20 protein-coding genes and 1 other RNA gene are annotated in these 18,229 nt (G+C 62.5%); 16 read left to right on the top strand and 5 right to left on the bottom strand.

Annotated features, from left to right (window positions below):
• Window positions 1–176 precede the first annotated feature (176 nt).
• Complete coding sequence (locus JQK88_RS14575; protein WP_192258402.1) at window positions 177–1,382, top strand: multidrug effflux MFS transporter; 1,206 nt, start codon at window positions 177–179, stop codon at window positions 1,380–1,382.
• A 279-nt stretch (window positions 1,383–1,661) separates the two neighbouring features.
• On the opposite strand, the gene ssrA is transcribed toward JQK88_RS14575, so the two are convergent.
• Window positions 1,662–2,021, bottom strand: a transfer-messenger RNA (tmRNA) gene (gene ssrA, locus JQK88_RS14565).
• A gap of 167 nt (window positions 2,022–2,188) precedes the next feature.
• Between ssrA and JQK88_RS14560 the strand changes: the two genes are divergently transcribed.
• A complete protein-coding gene (locus tag JQK88_RS14560) occupies window positions 2,189–2,500 on the top strand; it encodes a DUF2853 family protein (RefSeq protein WP_203278665.1) in 312 nt (103 codons plus the stop codon).
• A 394-nt stretch (window positions 2,501–2,894) separates the two neighbouring features.
• The gene (locus tag JQK88_RS14555) at window positions 2,895–3,689 is read left to right on the top strand and encodes a thymidylate synthase (protein WP_203278664.1); all 795 of its coding nucleotides are present in this window, start codon (window positions 2,895–2,897) and stop codon (window positions 3,687–3,689) included.
• 12 nt (window positions 3,690–3,701) lie between these two features.
• On the opposite strand, the gene JQK88_RS14550 is transcribed toward JQK88_RS14555, so the two are convergent.
• The gene (locus JQK88_RS14550; RefSeq protein ID WP_312037274.1) at window positions 3,702–3,863 is read right to left on the bottom strand and encodes a TOBE domain-containing protein; all 162 of its coding nucleotides are present in this window, start codon (window positions 3,861–3,863) and stop codon (window positions 3,702–3,704) included.
• Window positions 3,864–4,066: 203 nt separating this feature from the next.
• Between JQK88_RS14550 and modA the strand changes: the two genes are divergently transcribed.
• The 4 genes from modA to JQK88_RS14530 all read left to right on the top strand — a co-directional run bounded on the left by modA (window position 4,067) and on the right by JQK88_RS14530 (window position 7,104).
• Window positions 4,067–4,864, top strand: a complete 798-nt coding sequence (modA, locus tag JQK88_RS14545; RefSeq protein WP_192258399.1) for a molybdate ABC transporter substrate-binding protein — start codon at window positions 4,067–4,069, stop codon at window positions 4,862–4,864.
• Between the two features lie 15 nt (window positions 4,865–4,879).
• A complete protein-coding gene (gene modB / locus JQK88_RS14540; RefSeq protein WP_112560437.1) occupies window positions 4,880–5,584 on the top strand; it encodes a molybdate ABC transporter permease subunit in 705 nt (234 codons plus the stop codon).
• Complete coding sequence (gene modC / locus JQK88_RS14535) at window positions 5,581–6,693, top strand: molybdenum ABC transporter ATP-binding protein (protein ID WP_203278663.1); 1,113 nt, start codon at window positions 5,581–5,583, stop codon at window positions 6,691–6,693. The genes modB and modC overlap by 4 nt, the downstream gene beginning before the upstream one ends.
• A 69-nt stretch (window positions 6,694–6,762) precedes the next feature.
• A complete protein-coding gene (locus tag JQK88_RS14530; RefSeq protein WP_203278662.1) occupies window positions 6,763–7,104 on the top strand; it encodes a winged helix-turn-helix domain-containing protein in 342 nt (113 codons plus the stop codon).
• Window positions 7,105–7,231: 127 nt separating this feature from the next.
• On the opposite strand, the gene cobF is transcribed toward JQK88_RS14530, so the two are convergent.
• A complete protein-coding gene (cobF, locus tag JQK88_RS14525) occupies window positions 7,232–8,002 on the bottom strand; it encodes a precorrin-6A synthase (deacetylating) (RefSeq protein ID WP_203278661.1) in 771 nt (256 codons plus the stop codon).
• Between the two features lie 136 nt (window positions 8,003–8,138).
• Between cobF and JQK88_RS14520 the strand changes: the two genes are divergently transcribed.
• The 7 genes from JQK88_RS14520 (at window position 8,139) to JQK88_RS14490 (ending at window position 14,363) form a co-directional block, all read left to right on the top strand.
• Window positions 8,139–9,158 carry a DUF4424 domain-containing protein gene (locus tag JQK88_RS14520; RefSeq protein WP_203278660.1) on the top strand — a complete coding sequence of 340 codons (1,020 nt, stop codon included), beginning with the start codon at window positions 8,139–8,141 and terminating at the stop codon, window positions 9,156–9,158.
• Window positions 9,158–9,688 carry a dihydrofolate reductase gene (locus JQK88_RS14515; RefSeq protein WP_203278659.1) on the top strand — a complete coding sequence of 177 codons (531 nt, stop codon included), beginning with the start codon at window positions 9,158–9,160 and terminating at the stop codon, window positions 9,686–9,688. Before JQK88_RS14520 ends, JQK88_RS14515 begins: the two co-directional genes overlap by 1 nt.
• Window positions 9,685–10,299 (top strand): dimethylsulfonioproprionate lyase family protein, encoded by a 615-nt coding sequence (locus tag JQK88_RS14510; RefSeq protein ID WP_203278658.1) that lies wholly within the window; start codon window positions 9,685–9,687, stop codon window positions 10,297–10,299. The genes JQK88_RS14515 and JQK88_RS14510 overlap by 4 nt, the downstream gene beginning before the upstream one ends.
• 154 nt (window positions 10,300–10,453) lie before the next feature.
• Window positions 10,454–11,569: an FtsH protease activity modulator HflK gene (gene hflK, locus JQK88_RS14505; protein WP_203278657.1), complete on the top strand. Its 1,116-nt coding sequence runs from the start codon at window positions 10,454–10,456 to the stop codon at window positions 11,567–11,569.
• Window positions 11,569–12,513, top strand: coding sequence for a protease modulator HflC (gene hflC, locus JQK88_RS14500; protein WP_112560445.1), 945 nt, complete (start codon window positions 11,569–11,571; stop codon window positions 12,511–12,513). The genes hflK and hflC overlap by 1 nt, the downstream gene beginning before the upstream one ends.
• A 4-nt stretch (window positions 12,514–12,517) precedes the next feature.
• On the top strand, window positions 12,518–12,703 hold the full coding sequence (locus JQK88_RS14495; protein ID WP_112560446.1) for a DUF2065 domain-containing protein: 186 nt from the start codon (window positions 12,518–12,520) through the stop codon (window positions 12,701–12,703).
• 142 nt (window positions 12,704–12,845) lie between these two features.
• The gene (locus tag JQK88_RS14490) at window positions 12,846–14,363 is read left to right on the top strand and encodes a DegQ family serine endoprotease (RefSeq protein WP_192258392.1); all 1,518 of its coding nucleotides are present in this window, start codon (window positions 12,846–12,848) and stop codon (window positions 14,361–14,363) included.
• A gap of 46 nt (window positions 14,364–14,409) precedes the next feature.
• Here JQK88_RS14490 and JQK88_RS14485 read toward each other — a convergent pair whose 3' ends face one another.
• Both JQK88_RS14485 and serB read right to left on the bottom strand, forming a co-directional pair.
• On the bottom strand, window positions 14,410–14,982 hold the full coding sequence (locus tag JQK88_RS14485; RefSeq protein WP_192258391.1) for a GNAT family N-acetyltransferase: 573 nt from the start codon (window positions 14,980–14,982) through the stop codon (window positions 14,410–14,412).
• Window positions 14,979–15,866 carry a phosphoserine phosphatase SerB gene (gene serB / locus JQK88_RS14480; protein ID WP_192258390.1) on the bottom strand — a complete coding sequence of 296 codons (888 nt, stop codon included), beginning with the start codon at window positions 15,864–15,866 and terminating at the stop codon, window positions 14,979–14,981. The genes JQK88_RS14485 and serB overlap by 4 nt, the downstream gene beginning before the upstream one ends.
• Between serB and miaA the strand changes: the two genes are divergently transcribed.
• Both miaA and JQK88_RS14470 read left to right on the top strand, forming a co-directional pair.
• Window positions 15,856–16,821 carry a tRNA (adenosine(37)-N6)-dimethylallyltransferase MiaA gene (gene miaA / locus JQK88_RS14475; protein ID WP_203278771.1) on the top strand — a complete coding sequence of 322 codons (966 nt, stop codon included), beginning with the start codon at window positions 15,856–15,858 and terminating at the stop codon, window positions 16,819–16,821. The two genes, serB and miaA, sit on opposite strands and share 11 nt — an antisense overlap.
• Before the next feature lie 131 nt (window positions 16,822–16,952).
• A complete protein-coding gene (locus JQK88_RS14470; protein WP_112560450.1) occupies window positions 16,953–17,744 on the top strand; it encodes a GGDEF domain-containing protein in 792 nt (263 codons plus the stop codon).
• The last annotated feature ends 485 nt before the right edge of the window (window positions 17,745–18,229 follow it).

Here is an 18,229-nt window from a genome sequence, read left to right as displayed (position 1 = left end):
AGAGGTGATTGACGAATTAGACAAGACTGTCTAAATTTGTGGACATAAGAAAACGGAAATTTACTCCAAGGGGACGAATGAATTCGCCCCCGGGATGTCGGATTTCCACGGGATGGAACGTCCTGGGGTTAGACGTCGCTTGCCGGCGGCAACCAGATTCGAAAGAAGCCTTTATCATGAGTCCCAAATTCCTCCGCATCGCGGTCGTGCTCGGCTTGTTGTCCGCCATCGGCCCTTTCGCCATCGACATGTATCTGCCCGCATTGCCTTCGATCGGCGAGGATTTGCATGCCGGCACCGCCGCCGTGCAGATGAGCCTGCTGATTTTCTTCCTGTCGATGGGCTTCGGCCAGATCGTCGTCGGGCCGATCTCCGACATGGTTGGCCGCAAGCTGCCGCTCTATGGCGGCTTGGCGCTGTTCATGGTCGGCGGCATCGGTTCGGCAATGGCGCCGACCATCGAATGGCTGATCGCCTTTCGCTTCCTGCAAGGCCTCGGCGCCAGCGCCGGCATGGCGGTGCCGCGCGCCATCGTGCGCGACCTGCACACCGGCACTGAAGCTGCCAAGCTGATGTCGCTGTTGATGCTGGTGTTTTCGGTGTCACCGATCCTGGCGCCGCTGACCGGCAGCCAGATCATCGAGAATTTCGGCTGGCGCGCCGTGTTCTGGACGGTGACGGGCGCGGCCCTGCTGGCGACCATTCTTTTGGCGACCTCGCTCAAGGAGACGCGGCCGGCGGAAGAACGCGTCGGATCCTCCTTCGGCACCGCACTCGCCGGTTACCGCTTCCTGATGGGTGACCGCAATTTTCTCGGCCTGGTGGCGATCGCCGGCTTCGGCATTGCCAGCTTCTTCGTTTACCTCTCGAGCTCGTCCTTCATCCTGATCGACCATTACGGGCTGTCGCCTTCGGTCTACAGCGTGTTCTTCTCGATCAATGCGGTGGCTTTCATCGGCATGTCGCAGCTGACCGGGATGCTGTCGGAACGTTTCGGCCTGAAGCGCGTCGTCTGGGTTGCGGTGACCGGCTATGCCACGACCATGGTGGTGCTGTTTGCAATCATGGCGACCGGCGTTGACCGGCTCGATGTGATGGCGGCGCTGCTGTTCGTCGGCTACGGCTTCCTCGGCCTCGTCATCCCGACGACGTCGGTGCTGGCCATGGAAGAGCATGGCGAGATCGCCGGCACGGCCTCGGCGCTGATGGGCACGCTGCATTTCGCCATCGGTGCGCTGGCCATGGGCGTCGCCGGCATCTTCTTCGACGGCACGCCGCTGCCGATGGTGGCCGGCATTACGCTGTGCGCCGTGATCTCCTTCACGCTGGCCAAGCTGACGCTCGGCCGCACGCGCGAAGCCGTTGAGGCCCCGGCGGAGTAAGCCAATCGCAATCGATGGGAAAGGCCGGGTCTGACCCGGCCTTTCTCATATGCCGCGCCCGGCTTCGGCGAGGTGGCGAAGCCGGCGGCTTTCAGCGCTTCGATCAGCGTGGTCTTGCCGGAACCGGGACCGCCGGTCAGCACGAAGAATCGATCGGAACAGTTTTGCATCTCTTCCATGGAGAAGGGCGCACGCGGCTCGACAGCTTCGCGGCCCATAGCCAGGCAAAGTTCGACCAGCGCGGCAGCCTGCGTTGCGTGCAACATATTGAGAGGGAGAAGTGGAGGTTTCTGTTGCCAGGTACCTCCGAACCCCGCCTAGAAGTGCGAACCTCTAGGGCTTGATTTGAAGCGTTCGCACTGCATTAAGCAGCGAGACGAGCTTCCGCATAGTTGTCGTTGGCAACTATAAGTTTAGCCCGATGACGGTGGTACAATGCCGGGCAAAAGTACGATCTTTACACCTTCGTCGATCCTATTTCGCCCCCAGCAAAAACCGCGTCGTCGTCAAAGCGGCTTTTGGTGGAGGCGCCGGGTACCGCCCCCGGGTCCGAACGGCTTATTTCATCGCCCATTTATCGCCATAGTCGGTCAAGCCGACAAAACGAATATAGGGGGTCGTCGCACGAAATGAAAGGCCGCAATCGCGCTTCTTCCCAGAGCCAAACTGTGACGCCGAGGGTTGACTTGGACACGGTCTCAACCGAAGCTTTGCGCCGGTGAGGAGTATCGACCTAGCGCACAGGTTGCGTAGCGCGCCACAGCCCCTCATCGACTGGATCCGTGGCGCCGACGAGGGGAAGTCTGATGGCCGACTATCTTGCGGATGTGAAGAAATACGACGCCGGCGCCAACGCCGATGCGGTCGAAAAGATCGTCAAGCATCTGGGCATTGCGCTCAGGAACCGCGATTCCTCGCTGGTATCCTGCACCGACCCCAAGGAACTCGAGCGCGTGAAGACCAACTGGGTCGCCAAGAAGCTCGGCGTCGCCGACGGCGCCAAGGCGGATGCATCCATCGAAAAGACCTGCAAGGCGATGGCTACCGACAACACCAAGAGCCGCGTGACCTTTTACTATCTCGTCGCCAAGGATCTGGGCAAGCTGGGTTCTTTGTAGAGATTATCTCTGACAGGCAGAGCGCGTTTGATTTGCTCCTCACTGGACGTCAGCGCCGCCCCTCATTGCCCTGCCGGGCCTTTCTCCCCGTGTAGTGACGGGGAGAAAGGGCTGACCGCAGCCTTGGCGCTCTTCGTGAACGCTTGTGATTGGCGAAACCATCGGCGACAGCGCCCCTCTCCCCGTCACTATACGGGGAGTTGAGGATCGGTCCGCGAAGCGGACGAAAAGCCAATTGCTTGGCTTTTCGAATGACGAACGCCCGGCAGGCAGGTGAGGGGCAGCGCCAACCCTTGAAAGAGTGATGGGGGCAAGCCGCGTCTGGTGCCTTTTGATGTGTTCGGCGGCCCGCCAGTCGGCTATTATCACGAAACCCCGAATCGAGGCGAAGCCGATGCGCCAATATCTCGACCTCTTGCAACATGTCCTGGACAATGGCGCCGATCGCGGCGACCGCACCGGCACTGGCACGCGTGGGGTGTTCGGCTACCAGATGCGCTTCGATCTCAGCCGCGGCTTTCCGGTCACCACGACCAAGAAGCTGCATTTGAAGTCGATCATCCATGAACTCCTGTGGTTCCTGGCCGGCGACACCAACATAAAATACCTTAACGACCATGGCGTTTCGATCTGGGACGAGTGGGCTGACGAGAATGGCGATCTCGGCCCGGTCTATGGCAAGCAATGGCGCTCCTGGCCGGATGGCCATGGCGGATCGATCGACCAGATTGCCAATCTTCTCAAGGAGATACGCAAGAATCCGAATTCGCGCCGACTGATCGTTTCGGCGTGGAACCCGGCCGAGGTCGAGGCCATGGCGTTGCCGCCCTGCCACTGCCTGTTCCAGTTCTACGTCTCGGAAGGCAAGCTGTCCTGCCAGCTCTACCAGCGCTCGGCCGACATCTTCCTCGGCGTGCCCTTCAACATCGCCTCCTACGCGCTGCTGACCTTGATGGTGGCGCAAGTGACCGGGCTGAAACCTGGCGATTTCGTCCACACGCTGGGCGACGCGCATCTCTATTCCAACCATTTCGAGCAGGCGCGCGAGCAGTTGCGGCGCACGCCCAAGGCGCTGCCGACGCTGTGGATCAATCCTGACGTGAAGGACCTGTTCGCCTTCCGCTTCGAGGATTTCCGGCTGGAGAACTATTTCGCCGACGCCACGATCAAGGCGCCGATCGCCGTATAGCTCTTCGTTTCCTCAATCAATACCGACCATGACGTCCGATGCCTTGATCACGGCATAGGTCTGCTTGCCTTTTTCGAGCTTGAGATCGGCGACGGCCTCGTTGGTGATCGAAGCGGTGACGACCGAGCCGCCGACGTCGATGCGGACATGCGAGGTGGTGGCGCCCTTGACGATCTCGGTGACCGTTCACTGGAGGATGTTGCGTGCGCTGATTTTCATGGGGCTTCCTTTGCAAGGTTCTGTTCCTGTCAAAAACCAGAACAATCGATGCCGAACAGACGCTTTCGACGGCTGCGGCCTTCCCTTGTTATATTCATCCGGATATATCGATCCTAGGCTTCGAGCCGGTCGGATTTCAAAACCCAGGGAGAGTTTTCATGTCGAGGCACAAAGGTTTTGGATTGAGAGCGATCGCGGTCGGCGGTTTTGCCGCGGCGCTGATGGCCGCGGTGCCGGCCGCGCATGCGGAAGGCAAGGTGATCGTGTTCGCGGCGGCCAGCCTCAAGGACGGGCTCGATGCGGTGAACAAGGCCTGCGAAGCCGATGTCGGCGAGGCCGCGACTATCTCCTACGCCGCAAGCTCGGCACTGGCCAAGCAGATCGAGGGCGGGGCGCCGGCCGATGTCTTCATCTCGGCCGATCTCGACTGGATGAAATACCTCTCCGACAAGAAGCTGACCAAGCCGGACACCGAGGTGAAGCTGCTCGGCAACCAGATCGTGCTGGTGGCGCCGAAGGATTCGACGGTTGAAACCAAGATCGAGAAGGGCTTTGACCTCGCCAACCTGGTCGGCGACGGCAAGCTCGCCATGGGCGACTTCAAGGCGGTGCCGGCAGGCAAATACGGCAAGACGGCACTTGAATCGCTTGGCGTCTGGTCGTCGGTGGAGGGCAAGGTGGCGCAGGCCGAGAATGTGCGCGCCGCATTGAAGCTGGTTTCGATGGGTGAAGCACCGCTCGGCATCGTCTATGCGACCGATGCGCATGCCGACAAGGGCGTCAAGGTGGTCGGCACCTTCCCGGAGGATTCGCATCCGCCGATCATCTATCCGGTTGCCCAGATCGCTGATTCAAAGGACAAGGATACGCCGGCCTTCCTGAAGTGTCTGCAGTCCGCCAAGGCGGCGGAGCTGTTTAGGGATCAAGGTTTCACCGTGCTCACGCCGAGCAATTAAGGTAGCGCCTGACGCATGAACTGGCTGCTGGACCTCACTCCCGACGAATGGAATGCGGTCCGGCTGTCGATCAAGGTGGCGACGGTGGCGATGCTGTTCAGCCTGCCACCGGGCATCGCGATTGCGCTCCTGCTTGCGCGCGGAAAATTCTGGGGCAAGACGCTGCTCAACGGCGTGGTGCATCTGCCGCTGATCCTGCCGCCAGTGGTGACCGGCTATCTCTTGCTGCTCACCTTCGGTCGTCGCGGGCCGGCCGGTGCATTCCTGGCCGAGCATTTCGGCATCGTCTTTTCGTTTCGCTGGACGGGCGCGGCTCTCGCCTGCGGCATCATGGGCTTCCCCCTGATGGTGCGGGCGATCCGGCTGTCGATCGAGGCCGTCGACCGCAAGATGGAAGCCGCCGCAGGCACGCTCGGCGCCAATCCGCTGTTTGTGTTCGCTACGATCACGCTGCCGCTGATCCTGCCCGGGCTGATCGCCGGCTCGATCCTGTCCTTCGCCAAGGCGATGGGCGAGTTCGGCGCCACCATCACCTTTGTCTCCAACATTCCCAACGAGACGCAGACGCTGCCTTCGGCGATCTATACTTTTACGCAAGTGCCGGGCGGCGATGACGGGGCGCTGCGGCTGACGCTGATCTCCATCGTCATTTCGATGGCGGCCTTGGTTGCCTCGGAAGTGCTGGCGCGGCGCGTTGGTCGGCGGATGGACATCGAATGAGCGTCCTTGTCGACATCAGCCATCGTCTCGGTGAGTTCGCCATCGACGCGCGCTTCGAAAGTGCCGGGCGGCTGACGGCGCTGTTCGGGCCCTCAGGCTCCGGCAAGACGACGTTGATCAACATGATCGCCGGCCTGATCCGACCCGACAAGGGACGCATCGCGGTCGACGGTCGTGTGCTGGTCGACACCAGCGCCGGCATTTTCGTGCCGAAGCACAAGCGCCGCATCGGCATGGTGTTCCAGGATGCGCGGCTGTTCCCGCATATGAGCGTGGCCGGCAATCTGCGCTATGGCCGCTGGTTTGCGCCGGCGGCGGAGCGCTATGCCAATATGGACGCTGTGGTCGACCTGCTTGGCATCGGCCACCTGCTTGATCGGCGGCCGGCAAAACTTTCCGGCGGCGAGAAGCAGCGGGTAGCGATCGGCCGGGCGCTGCTGGCCAGCCCGAAGCTGCTGTTGATGGACGAGCCGCTGGCCTCGCTCGACGATGCGCGCAAGGCTGAAATCCTGCCCTATATCGAGCGGCTGCGCGACGAGACCAAGCTGCCGATCGTCTATGTCAGCCACTCCGTCGCCGAGGTGGCGCGGCTGGCGAGCGACGTGGTGGTGATGGCGCAAGGCAAGGTCGCTGCCTCGGGCCCGACCGGCGCGATCATGCAACGGCTCGATTTGTTGCCGGCAGAAGAGCGCGGCGAGGGCGGCGCGGTGCTGGACACCAAAGTGCTGCGCCACGACGAGGCGTTCGGCATGAGCGTGCTCGGTTCGGCGGCGGGCGAAATCCGGGTGCCACGGCTGGCTATATCGGTCGGTGCGCCGGTGCGCATTCGCATCCGCGCCCGCGACGTGATGGTCGCCACAGAACAGCCGACGGGCCTCAGCGCGCTCAACATCCTGCCGGGCATCATCGTCGCGGTAAGTCCAGGTGAGGGGCCAACGGTCGAGGTCGGCATCGACTGCAACGGCGCGACCGTGCTTGCCCGCATCACCGAGCAGTCGCGACACGCGCTGAGCCTCCAGTTGGGGAGCAAGGTGTTCGCGGTGGTCAAGACGGTGAGCTTCGACAGGGCCAATACCGCTGCAGGTCTGCCGGCCGAAGCCCATGGCTGATAGCCGCTATATCGTTTTGGAATAGCGCTACGGATCGAGAGAGGCTAATGTGACCGTGGAGGACACGACATGCCGTCGCTGAGCTTGCGGATAAATCTCGATCCGGACGGGCGCATCGGTCCGGGCAAGATCGAGCTTTTGGAGCAGATCGCCACCTTCGGCTCGATCTCGGCCGCCGCGCGCGGCATGGAGATGTCCTACAAACACGCCTGGGACCTGGTCGAGGACATGAACCGCGTGTTCGGCAAGCCGCTGGTCGCAGCGCAGACCGGCGGCCGCAAGGGCGGCGGCGCGCAGCTGACCTCGGTCGGCTTGGCGGTGGTCAGCCGCTTCCGTGCCATCGAACGGGCGGCGGCCGCGGCAGCGGCCACGCATATGGCGGCATTGCAGGCGGAGATTGATGCGGGGTGAGAAGGGGGAGTTGAAGAACTGGAGAAATGAAGAACTGAAGAACTGAAGAATATGGGAGTGGATGTTGGACGCTAGGCGTCTCCTGCCCTCCTTACCAATTCTTCAGTTCCTCATTTCTTCAATTCCCCTACTCCCTGCCCTCCGCTTTGCGCAGCAGATAGGTGTCCATGATCCAGCCCTTCTTCCGGCGGGCTTGTTCACGGATTTTCTCGATCTCCTCGCCGACATCACCTAGGCGGCCGGAGAGAGTGATTTCGTCGGGTGTGCCGAGATAGGCGCCCCAGTGGATGATCAGATCCTTGTCGGCCAGCGCGTTGAAAGCGCATTTACCGTCGAGCATGACCACCGCGCTGCCGGCATTTTGCGGCATGCCTTGCTCGGTCAGGCGGCGGCCGGTGGTGATCAGCACGGGGTCGCCGATACGGTTCAGCGCCATCTTGTGGCTGGCGGCGAGCGCCTGGACGGCAGTGATGCCGGGAATGACCTCCAACTCGAACCCGACATTGCCTCTGAGCCGCACCCGCTGGAGGATACGCAGCGCGCTGTCGTAGAGAGAAGGGTCGCCCCAGATCAGGAAGGCGCCGCAGCCGTTCTCGGCAAGCTCGTCGCGGATCAGGCCTTCGTAGATTTCGGCGATCGCCTCGTGCCAGTCGTCGACGGTCGAGCGATAGGATGGCGCCGGCTCGGCGCGCACCGGCACGTCGAATTCGACGCGGCGCGATTTCGGGTTGGTGACGAAACGGTCGCAGATATGCCGGCGCAATTCGGCAAGGTCGTTCTTGCTTGCGCCCTTGTCGGGAATAAACAGGACGTCCGCCCGGTTCAGGCCGTCTATCGCCTGCACGGTCAAATGGTCGGGATTGCCGGCGCCGATGCCGATGACGAAAAGCTTGCGCATGACGCGAACTCCTGCCCGATAGCGGTCTCAGTGTCCAGACAAGCATGTGCGCAAGCAATGGCGACCGCGGAAGGGCTTTGAAACACGGCCTTGAAACGGCTAGGATCATCCCGGCATTCCGGCCGAGAGGGCTTCCATGTTCCGATACGTTCTGACCGCGGCGCTGGCGCTTTCAGCCACGCCCGCACTGGCCAATGATTCGGTGGCCGAACTCAGCACCGGCGGCCTTATCCTGTCCCGCAGCGATGCGGTGGCGATGCAAAGCGAGGATCTCTTCATCTCGCCCGAAAAGGTGACGGTCGACTATGTCTTCCACAACAACACCGACAAGGATGTCGACGCAATCGTCGCCTTCCCGTTGCCCGAGATCGAAGGTGATCCGGAGGAAATGCCGGCCATCCCGGAAAATCAGAGCGACAATTTCCTTGGCTTTGAGGTGACGATCGATGGTGTGCCGGCGAAGCCGCAGCTCGAGCAGAAAGTGTTCGCTGTCGGCATCGATATCGGCGCCGATCTGAAGGCGCAGAACGTTCCGTTCAATCCATTCGGCGATGTGGCCAAGGCGGCGCTGGCGAAGCTGCCGAAGGCGGTCGCCGAGGATTGGGAGAACCGCGGCATCATCATCGAGGATACGGGCAGCGACGGTACTGAGGCGAACAAGGTCTATACACCGTGGTGGCAGTTGCGCTCGACCTATTGGTGGCGCTCGACATTTCCGGCCAACAAGGATGTCCATGTCTCGCACCGCTACAAGCCGAGCGTCGGCGGGACGTCATCGGTCAGCTTCTTCTATGACGGTAAGTTCCAGGGCAGCCAGTATGCTGCCTACAAGGCCCGCTACTGCATGGACGGCGGCTTCGAGAATGCGGTGCGCAAGGCGGCCAAGGACGATCCGGACGGTTATCCCAAATACTATGAGAAACGCATTGCCTATATCCTGACCACCGGTGGAAACTGGGCATCCGGCATCATCGGCAAATTCAAGCTGACCGTCGACAAAGGCAATCCAAAAGCCCTGATCTCGTTTTGCGGCGAAAATGTCAAAAAGGTCGGGCCGACGACGTTCGAGCTGACGGCGCGGGATTTCTATCCCGAGCACGACATCGACATTCTGCTTCTCGAACCGTCGGACAGCAATGGCGGGGACGCCAACTGATGGAGCTCGCGATCTATGTCGCCATCGCCGAGAACGGCGTGATCGGGCGCGACGGCGGCCTTCCGTGGCGGCTGTCCACCGATCTCAAGCGGTTCAAGGCCGACACTATGGGCAAGCCCGTCATCATGGGCCGCAAGACCTATGAGGGCATCGGCCGGCCGCTGCCGGGCAGATTGAACATCGTGGTGACCCGCGACAAGGCCTGGCGCGCCGAGGGCGTTGAAACAGCAAATTCGCTGGAAGCCGCGATCCAGCTGGCCACGGTGCGTGGGCGTTGCATGAGCGGCGTCGACGAAATCTGTGTCATCGGCGGCGGCGAGATCTATGCGCAGGCGCTGCCGCTTGCCGACCGCCTGCATGTCACCCATGTGCTGGCCAAGGTCGACGGTGATGCGCATTTCCCTGACATCGATCCGGGCAGCTGGCAAATTGTGCGTTCGGAGGGTTTTCCGGCCGGTGAAAAGGACAGCCACGCGACGCGCTACACGGTTTACGAGCGCAGCCGCTCAATGACACAGGTGGCCTCATGACGGATAACAAGCGTCAGCCGCTCGGTGCGTTCATGGATTTACTGAGCGCGGAGATACGCTCGCGTATGGGAAATGAACCCGCGCGTGAAGCTGCGCACCAGCGGATCTTCGGCAACACCGCGCTTGAGGCGCCGCAGGCAAGCGGTGAGCGACCCCAGCGCCAGCCGGCTTGTCGCCACCTTCCGGCATGCTTTGCCGAGCTTGAAACGATCGGCGGCAATCTCGGCAAGCTCGCCGCCGCGCTGCGCGAGATCGAGCCGCATCTCAGCTGGAACAATCAAAGCGAGCGTCGCAAGTCGGCGGTGCTGGCCGAGAATTACGCCGATTCCTTCATTGTCGGCCCGGGCGGTTTCGTCCCGAGCGGTCAAATCGAGATCGGAGTGTCGGTCATGGCGCCGCACACGACATATCCAGATCATCGGCATCCGCCGGAAGAGCTTTACCTGGTCCTGTCGCAGGGTGAGTGGCGGCAGAATGCCGAGGCGTGGCATGAACCCGGGGTCGGTGGGGTCGTCTACAATCCACCTGACATCGTTCATGCCATGCGCGCGGATGCCAAGCCGCTTTTTGCCATTTGGTGCCTTCCCCTCGACAATACGCCGCATTCATAAGGCGACTTATTGAAATTTGCTGCTTGCAGCGGTCCAAATCGGACGGTGCAGTGTCGGATCGCGTTGAAAGCGCATCGCGGCGTCCCTATAGAAGAACAACTGGATTTTGCGTCGCAAGGCCGGCGCTGAGGGAATTCCAAGCGAAAGGACATTCATGCCCTGGAACGACAAGAGCGGTGGCGGCGGCGGCCCATGGGGCGGCGGCGGCAATCAGGGACCCTGGGGGCAGGGACCAAAGGGGCCTGGCGGCCCGCAAGGGTCACCTCCCGATCTCGAGGACATCATCCGCCGCGGCCAGGACCGGCTGCGGCGCGCGCTGCCCGGTGGCGGCGGCGCCAGCCCGGCCGTCTTTGCGCTGATCGCAGCGGCACTGGTCGTGCTGTGGGCGTTCAAGGCGGTCTATACCGTGCAGCCGGACGAGGTTGCGGTCGAACTGCGCTTCGGCAAGCCGAAGCCGGAGCTGTCGCAGCCGGGTCTGCATTTCCATTGGTGGCCCGTTGAAACCGTCGAGACGGCCAACATCGCCGAGCAGCTCGTCGATATCGGCGGCGGCGGCGCGACGAGCGGCAACACTTCCGGGCTGATGCTGACCGGCGACCAGAATATCGTCAACGTCCAATTCTCGGTGGCCTACCAGGTCTCCGATCCAAAGGCCTATCTGTTCGACGTCTCCGACCCGGAAGGCATGCTGCAGCAAGTCGCTGAAAGCGCCATGCGCGAAGCAGTCGGCCGGCGACCCGCCCAGGACATTTTCCGCGACGATCGCCAAGGCATCGCCGCATCGGTGCGCGAAATCATCCAGACGACGCTGGACGGCTACAAGGCCGGCCTGAACGTCAACGCGGTTTCGATCGAGGACGCGGCGCCGCCGCGTGAAGTGGCGGACGCGTTCGACGAAGTGCAGCGCGCCGAACAGGACGAGGACAAGTTCGTCGAGCAAGCCAACCAGTATTCCAACCAGAAGCTCGGCCAGGCGCGCGGCGAGGCGGCACAGGTCCGTGAAGACGCGGCGGCCTACAAGAACCGTGTCGTGCAGGAGGCCGAAGGCGAGGCGCAGCGCTTCATCTCGGTCTATGACGAATATGCCAAGGCCCCCGATGTGACGCGCAAGCGCCTTTATCTGGAAACGATGGAGAAGGTCCTGAAAGACTCCAACAAGGTCATCGTCGAACAGGGCAATGGGCAAGGGGTCGTCCCCTATTTGCCGCTGCCGGCGCTGCAGCCGAAGGCGCCGGCGCCCCTTGGCGCCACGACCGGAGGAACCCAGTGATGGCCAATCGTCTTCCCATCCTCGCCGTCATCGCGGCCGTGCTTCTGTTCCTGATCTACTCCTCGGTCTTCGTGGTCAACGCGCGCCAGCAGGCGCTCGTGCTGCGGTTCGGCGAGATCGTCGATGTCAAGAATGAACCCGGCATCTATTTCAAGGCGCCTTTCGCCTTCTTCGATGCCGACAGCGTGCAATTGATCGAAAACAGGGTGCTGCGCTTCGATCTCGACAATATCCGCGTCCAGGTTTCGGGCGGCAAGTTCTACGAGGTTGACGCTTTCATCGCTTACCGCATCTCGGATCCGCGCGTGTTCCGCTCCGCCGTGTCCGGTCAGATCACATTGGCCGAAGCCCGACTGAGGACGCGTCTCGACGCAGCGTTGCGCCGTGTCTACGGTCTGCGCGACTTCGAAGCGGCGCTCTCGGAAGAGCGTGCCGTGATGATGCGCGAAGTACGCGATCAGCTTCGGCCGGACGCGACGTCGCTCGGCCTGCAGATCGAGGATGTGCGCATCCGCCGGACCGACCTGACGGCGGAGGTTTCGCAGCAGACCTTCGACCGCATGAAGGCCGAACGTCTTGCGGAGGCCGAACGGCTGAGAGCGCGCGGCAAAGAGGCCGCGCAGCGCATCACGGCACGCGCCGACCGCGAGGTGGTGGAAATCGTCGCCGAAGCGCGCAAGGAATCGGAAATCCTGCGCGGTGAGGGCGAGGCCCAGCGCAGCGCGACTTTCGCCGATGCCTACAAACGCGATCCGGCCTTCTTCGACTTCTACCGGTCGATGAATGCCTACGGCACGGCGCTGGACAACTCCGGGACGACGATGGTGCTGTCGCCGAACTCGGAGTTCTTCCGCTTCTTCCGCAATCCGGATGGCACGGACGCGAAGCCTGCGGCCCCGGCGGCACCTGCCGCGCCGGCAGCGCAACCTGCACCCGCCCAGTAGGGCGGTGCAGGATTTTCTTGCGGCCATAGGCCTGGTCCTCGTCGTCGAGGGCCTGGTCTATGGCGGTTTCCCCGGCCTTGCCAAACGCCTTGCTGGGGAAGTGCTGTCGATGCCTGAAAATGCGCTGCGCATCGTCGGGCTGGCGGCCATCGCCATCGGTGTCGGCATTGTCTGGCTGGTGCGTGGCTGAGGAACGCTGTTATCAGGTGTAACGGAGGATTTATCCTCCTGATGTGGCCATAGCCGCAGATGTGCCGTATTTCTTGCCAACATGACGCGACGCGGCGTTTTGCCGAAGCGCTTTTTCTTTCAGCAATTCCGGGAGGCTCTCGATGACATCCAACACCCTTCTGCGCGCGGCGCGGCGGACGTTCATCGCAGGTGCTGCGGCACTTATGGTCGGCGCGCTTGCCGTTCCGGCTTTCGTGACGCCGACGGTGGCTGCGGACGGACCGGCTTCGGTCGCCGATCTCGCCGAAGGCCTGATCGGCGCGGTGGTCAACATCTCGACCTCGCAGACCGTGAAGGGCACGGAAGGTCCGGGCGCGGTGCCGATGCCGCAACTGCCGGAGGGCTCGCCGTTCCAGGATTTCTTCGACGATTTCTTCAAGAACCGTGGCGGCGACAAGGATGGCGGCTCGCAAAAGGTGCAGTCGCTGGGCTCCGGCTTCGTCGTCGATGCCGAGCAGGGCATTGTCGTGACCAATAATCACGTGATTGCCGATGCCGACGACATCGAGGTGAATTTCTCCGACGGCGTGACGCTGAAGGCGACTCTGGTCGGCACCGACACCAAGACCGACGTCGCGGTGCTCAAGGTCGACCCGAAGGGCCATAAGCTGACGGCGGTAAAATTCGGCGATTCCAACAAGATGCGCGTGGGCGACTGGGTGATGGCGATCGGCAATCCGTTCGGCCTCGGCGGCACGGTGACGGTCGGCATCGTCTCGGCCCGCAACCGCGACATCAATTCCGGCCCCTATGACGACTTCATCCAGACCGACGCCGCCATCAACCGCGGCAATTCCGGTGGGCCGCTGTTCAACAGCGTGGGCGAGGTCATCGGCATCAACACGGCGATCATCTCGCCGTCGGGCGGCTCGATCGGCATCGGCTTCTCTATCCCCTCGCAGCTTGCCTCGGGCGTCGTCGACCAGTTGCGCCAGTTCGGCGAAACACGCCGCGGCTGGCTCGGCGTGCGCATCCAGCCGGTGACCGACGACATCGCCGAGAGCCTCGGCATGGCGACCGCCAAGGGCGCGCTGGTGGCCGGCGTCATCAAGGGCGGACCGGTCGACAACGGTACAATTCTCGCCGGCGACGTCATCATCAAGTTCGATGGCAAGGACATCCATGAAATGCGCGACCTGCCGCGCGTCGTGGCGGAAAGCCCGGTCGGCAAGGCGGTCGACGTGATCATCGTGCGCAAGGGCGTCGAGCAGACGGTGAAGGTGACGCTCGGCCGGCTCGAGGACGGCGAGAAGCTCACCAGCGGCGAAGACGGCACGACCGACGAGGACAAGGGCGGCGACAAGGCGCCGGCGGTGTCGACGGCTTCGGTGCTCGGCATGACCGTCGGCGAACTCAATGACGAGACGCGGACCAAGTTCGGCATCGCGGCTGATGTCTCGGGCGTCGTCATCACCGACGTCACCAAGGATTCGGCCGCCGCCGAGCGCGGTATCCAGGCCGGCGAGGTGATCACCGAGATTGCCCAGGAATCGGTCGCGACCCCGAAGGACGTCATGGACCGGATCGGCGCGCTGAAGGAGCAGGGGCGCAAGAATGCGCTCTTGATGCTGGCGTCCAAGACCGGCGAGTTGCGGTTTGTCACGATCCGGATGGATTGAGTCCGGTCAGGCCTGCAACGATCTGATTTCGAAATGAAAAGGGCGGCTAGCGAGCCGCCCTTTTTCGTGCCTGCCAGTCCTTGCGCGATAGGGCGTAGAGGACATGCCGCTTGAGATGCGGGTGGCTGTCAGGGATGGATGGGTGGTCGAAATCGCGAGCCGGGTCAGGGCTCATGCCAAGACGCTCCATGACGGCCGTCGAGCGGCGGTTGGCTGCGACGGCGAAGGAGACGATTTCGTCGCGGTCAAGCGTTTCGAAGCCAAAGGCGAGCCAGGCTTCGGAGGCCTCGGTGACATAGCCCTTGCCCCAGAATTCCGGCGCCAGCCGCCAGCCGATCTCGATCGTATCGGAAGGCATGGACGGCACGTGATCGGTCTCCAAGAGGCCGACAAAGCCAATGCATTCGCCCGTCGCGGCAATCTCGGCGGCGGCAAAACCAAAGCCGTCCTTGGCGATCCAGCCCCGAAATTCGTCCATCTTGGCATCCGTCTCGACACGGTCGCGGCGGAACGGAAAGAATTCCATCACCCGCTCGTCCGAATTGATGCGATGGAAGAGCTCGCGGTCGCGTTCTTCCCAGTTGCGCAGGATCAGGCGTTCGGTGCGCATCGGTTTCATACGACGAATTCCTCCTGCCGGTAGCCCTGCACATAAAGCAACGCGGTGAGATCGCCATGGTCGATGCGGACCTTGGCTTCGGCGGCGACGGTGGATTTGGCGTGCAGAGCAACGCCGGTGCCCGCAAGCCGGATCATGTCGAGATCGTTGGCGCCGTCGCCGACGGCAATGGCGTCGGCCGGCGTCAAGCCTAGGCGAGCCGAAATCTCGTTCAGCGCATCGGCCTTGGCGGCGCGGCCGAGGATCGGCTCGGCGACCAGGCCGGCAAAGCGCCCGTTTTCCTCGATCAGGCGGTTGGCGCGGTTTTCCTGGAAGCCGAGCATGTCCGCGATGCGGCTGGTGAACACGTCGAAGCCGCCGGAGACGAGTGCCGTCCAGGCGCCATTTGCTCTCATCGTCTGCACCAGAGAGCGACCGCCCGACGCCAGTGTCAGGCGGTTGGCGATGATGCGGTCGACAACGGCGGTATCGAGGCCTTTCAGCAGCGCCACGCGTTCCCGTAAGGCGGGCTCGAAGGCGATCTCGCCATTCATCGAGCGCGCCGTGATGGCGGCAACGTGATCTTTGACGCCGATCTCGTCGGCCAGTTCGTCGATGCATTCCTGGTCGATCATGGTCGAATCCATGTCGGCGAGCAGTATTGTCTTGCGGCGCGTGTCGGCCTGCTGGACGATCACGTCGACAGGCTCGGAGGCAAGCGCAGCGCGCAAGGCGGCAATCGTCTCAGTGGTTTCAGCCCCTTCGGCCAACACCAGATCGCACGCAACGCCTTCACCCAGCCAGCGAACAGCGCTTGCGCCGACCGAGCGTGAGGCCATATTCGCAAGCGAGGCCGACACGGTGCGGCGGACGGGGTGGGATACAAGCGTGGCAATCAGCGGCATAGAAAATTCCAGGCAGGCGGGCGAGGGCCGCGTGAAGAACGCGATCCTGATAGCCGGGCCGACCGCCAGCGGCAAGTCGGCGCTGGCGCTCGATCTCGCCGAGCGCAAGGGCGGCGTCATCGTCAACACCGATTCCATGCAGGGCTATTCGGTGCTCGATGTGCTGACGGCGCGGCCGAACGCGGCCGAACTCGGCCGCGCGCCGCACTTTCTCTACGGCCACGTGCATCCCTCCACCGCCTATTCCACCGGTGCCTGGCTGCGCGACGTGATGAAGCTGATCGATGACGGTACGCTTGCCCGGCGGCCCGATGGCCCTCCCTTTGAGCGACCGGTGATTTTCGTCGGCGGCACCGGGCTTTATTTTCGCGCCCTTGCCGAGGGCATTTCGGAGATGCCGGACATTCCGCAGCAGGTGCGCGACCGCTGGCGCTACGAGTTGAAGGAGCAAGGCGCGGCCAAGCTGCATCGCCTCCTGATGCACGAGGATTCGGCGGTTGCCATGCAGCTGAAGCCGACCGACGGCCAGCGCATCGTGCGGGCGCTGGAGGTGCTTGACGCCTCCGGCCGCTCCATTCTCGAATGGCAAGCGGCGCGTGGCCGGCCGCTGATCGACCGCGACAGCGCGCGTTTCTTCGTCATCGAACCGGACCGCGCGGCCCTTGTCGAGCGGATTGAGAGCCGGTTCGACCGTATGCTCGATCTTGGCGCTCTCGATGAAGTCAAACGCCTTGTGGCGCTTGGCCTCGATTATGATTTGCCGGCGATGAAGGCAATCGGCGTTCGCGAACTCTCGGCCGCGATGGCTGATAACATCAGCTTCTCTGAGGCCATCGAACGCTGCAAGGCCGCAACGCGGCAATATGCCAAACGGCAAACGACGTGGTTTCGCCATCAGCTGGGGCCGGAATGGCTAAGATTGCAGCCCGGTGACGACCCGAACACAGCGATTTGATTTTCCTGCTGCTAATGCAATTACAGAAACAGGAGCTGAAATGAACATTCCCGTTCCGGTTGTCTGGATTAACAGTCCGTAAGGCGCCGTCATGCCATAAATCTGGCGGGTACTTTTCCAACGGGGAGCAGATGCGTTTCCACAAGGCGGAATCCGCATTTTTCGTCTTTATTTTCGTGATCCTCGCCGCAGGCCTGGTGACACTTCATGCCTATGGTCTTTTGCAGGGCATCGCCGCCGACATGGATACGGCGTCCCGCATCGAGAGGATCGTCTACCTCAACAGGCTGCTGTTCATCACCGGGGTGCTTCTGGCTACTGCGCTGTTCTTCGGCGTGTTCTTCATCTACCCGCTGATCCGCAGACAGGCGACGGAAGAGGGCAAGCTGCGGGCGATGACGGTGTCGCTCAGCGCCCGTTCGGAAACGTTGCAGCATGCGGCGCTGACCGATGGTCTCACCGGCATGCAGAACCGGCGCTATTTCGACGATGCGCTGAAGGAATATCTCGAAGAATTCCGCCGCATCGAGAAGCCCGTCGGGTTGATGATCCTCGACCTCGACCATTTCAAGCAGGTCAACGACACACATGGCCACGATGTCGGCGACGAGGTGCTGAGGGCAGTCGCCAATTGCCTCAAAGGCATGACTCGCTATCACGACGTGGTGGCGCGGCTCGGCGGCGAGGAGTTTGCCGTGGTCACGCCCAACATGGATGCGGAGTTGCTGGGGAAATTCGCCGAACGCATCCGCAAGGCGATTGCCAACATGTCGGTGCTGTCGGGCAATGTCCGCCTCAAGATCACCACCAGCGTCGGACTTGCTGTGTGGGACCGCAAGGAAACGGCCGAGGAATTTTACCGCCGCGCCGACCGCCAGCTCTATGAGGCGAAGAGGCAGGGCCGCAACCGCGTCTGCGCCTAAAATCCCGAAGAAGAATTCATGAGGCCGGTTGCCTGACGCGGCTTTCTCGACTTCCGGTGCTCATATGTGGACGGCCCCCTGCTTGCAAGGCTTGGTGAGATAGTTTGATCGGATCGCTTGCGCTCATATGTCCGGCCTTTTGCGCGCGGATATCTGAGCGCGGGCCTAGATGGGCTACACGGATGGCGAGTTCCAAACACGTACACGGCAATGACTGCCAGTGAGCACCTCGGAAAGCCTCGCTCGTCCCGGTTCGACCGGTCACACCATCTTCTCCTTTGCTTGCAAGTTCCAACATCGACGTCGAGAGCGAGCTCGGTGTCGAATTCCTTAATGCTGTTACGACTGCATAGGCGCGGGACAGGTGGCGCCGATGGGACGGTATTGCTCGCCGCTGACCATCAGCTTCCAGGCGATGCGGGCCAGTTTGTTGGCCAGCGCCACCGCTGCAAGCTTGGGGGCTTTGCGCGCGACCAGGGCCGCCA

It is taken from the genome of Mesorhizobium caraganae, from assembly GCF_016836705.1.
In the GTDB taxonomy this organism is placed as follows: Bacteria; Pseudomonadota; Alphaproteobacteria; order Rhizobiales; family Rhizobiaceae; genus Mesorhizobium; species Mesorhizobium caraganae.
This window is presented reverse-complemented; position numbering and strand designations above follow the sequence as displayed.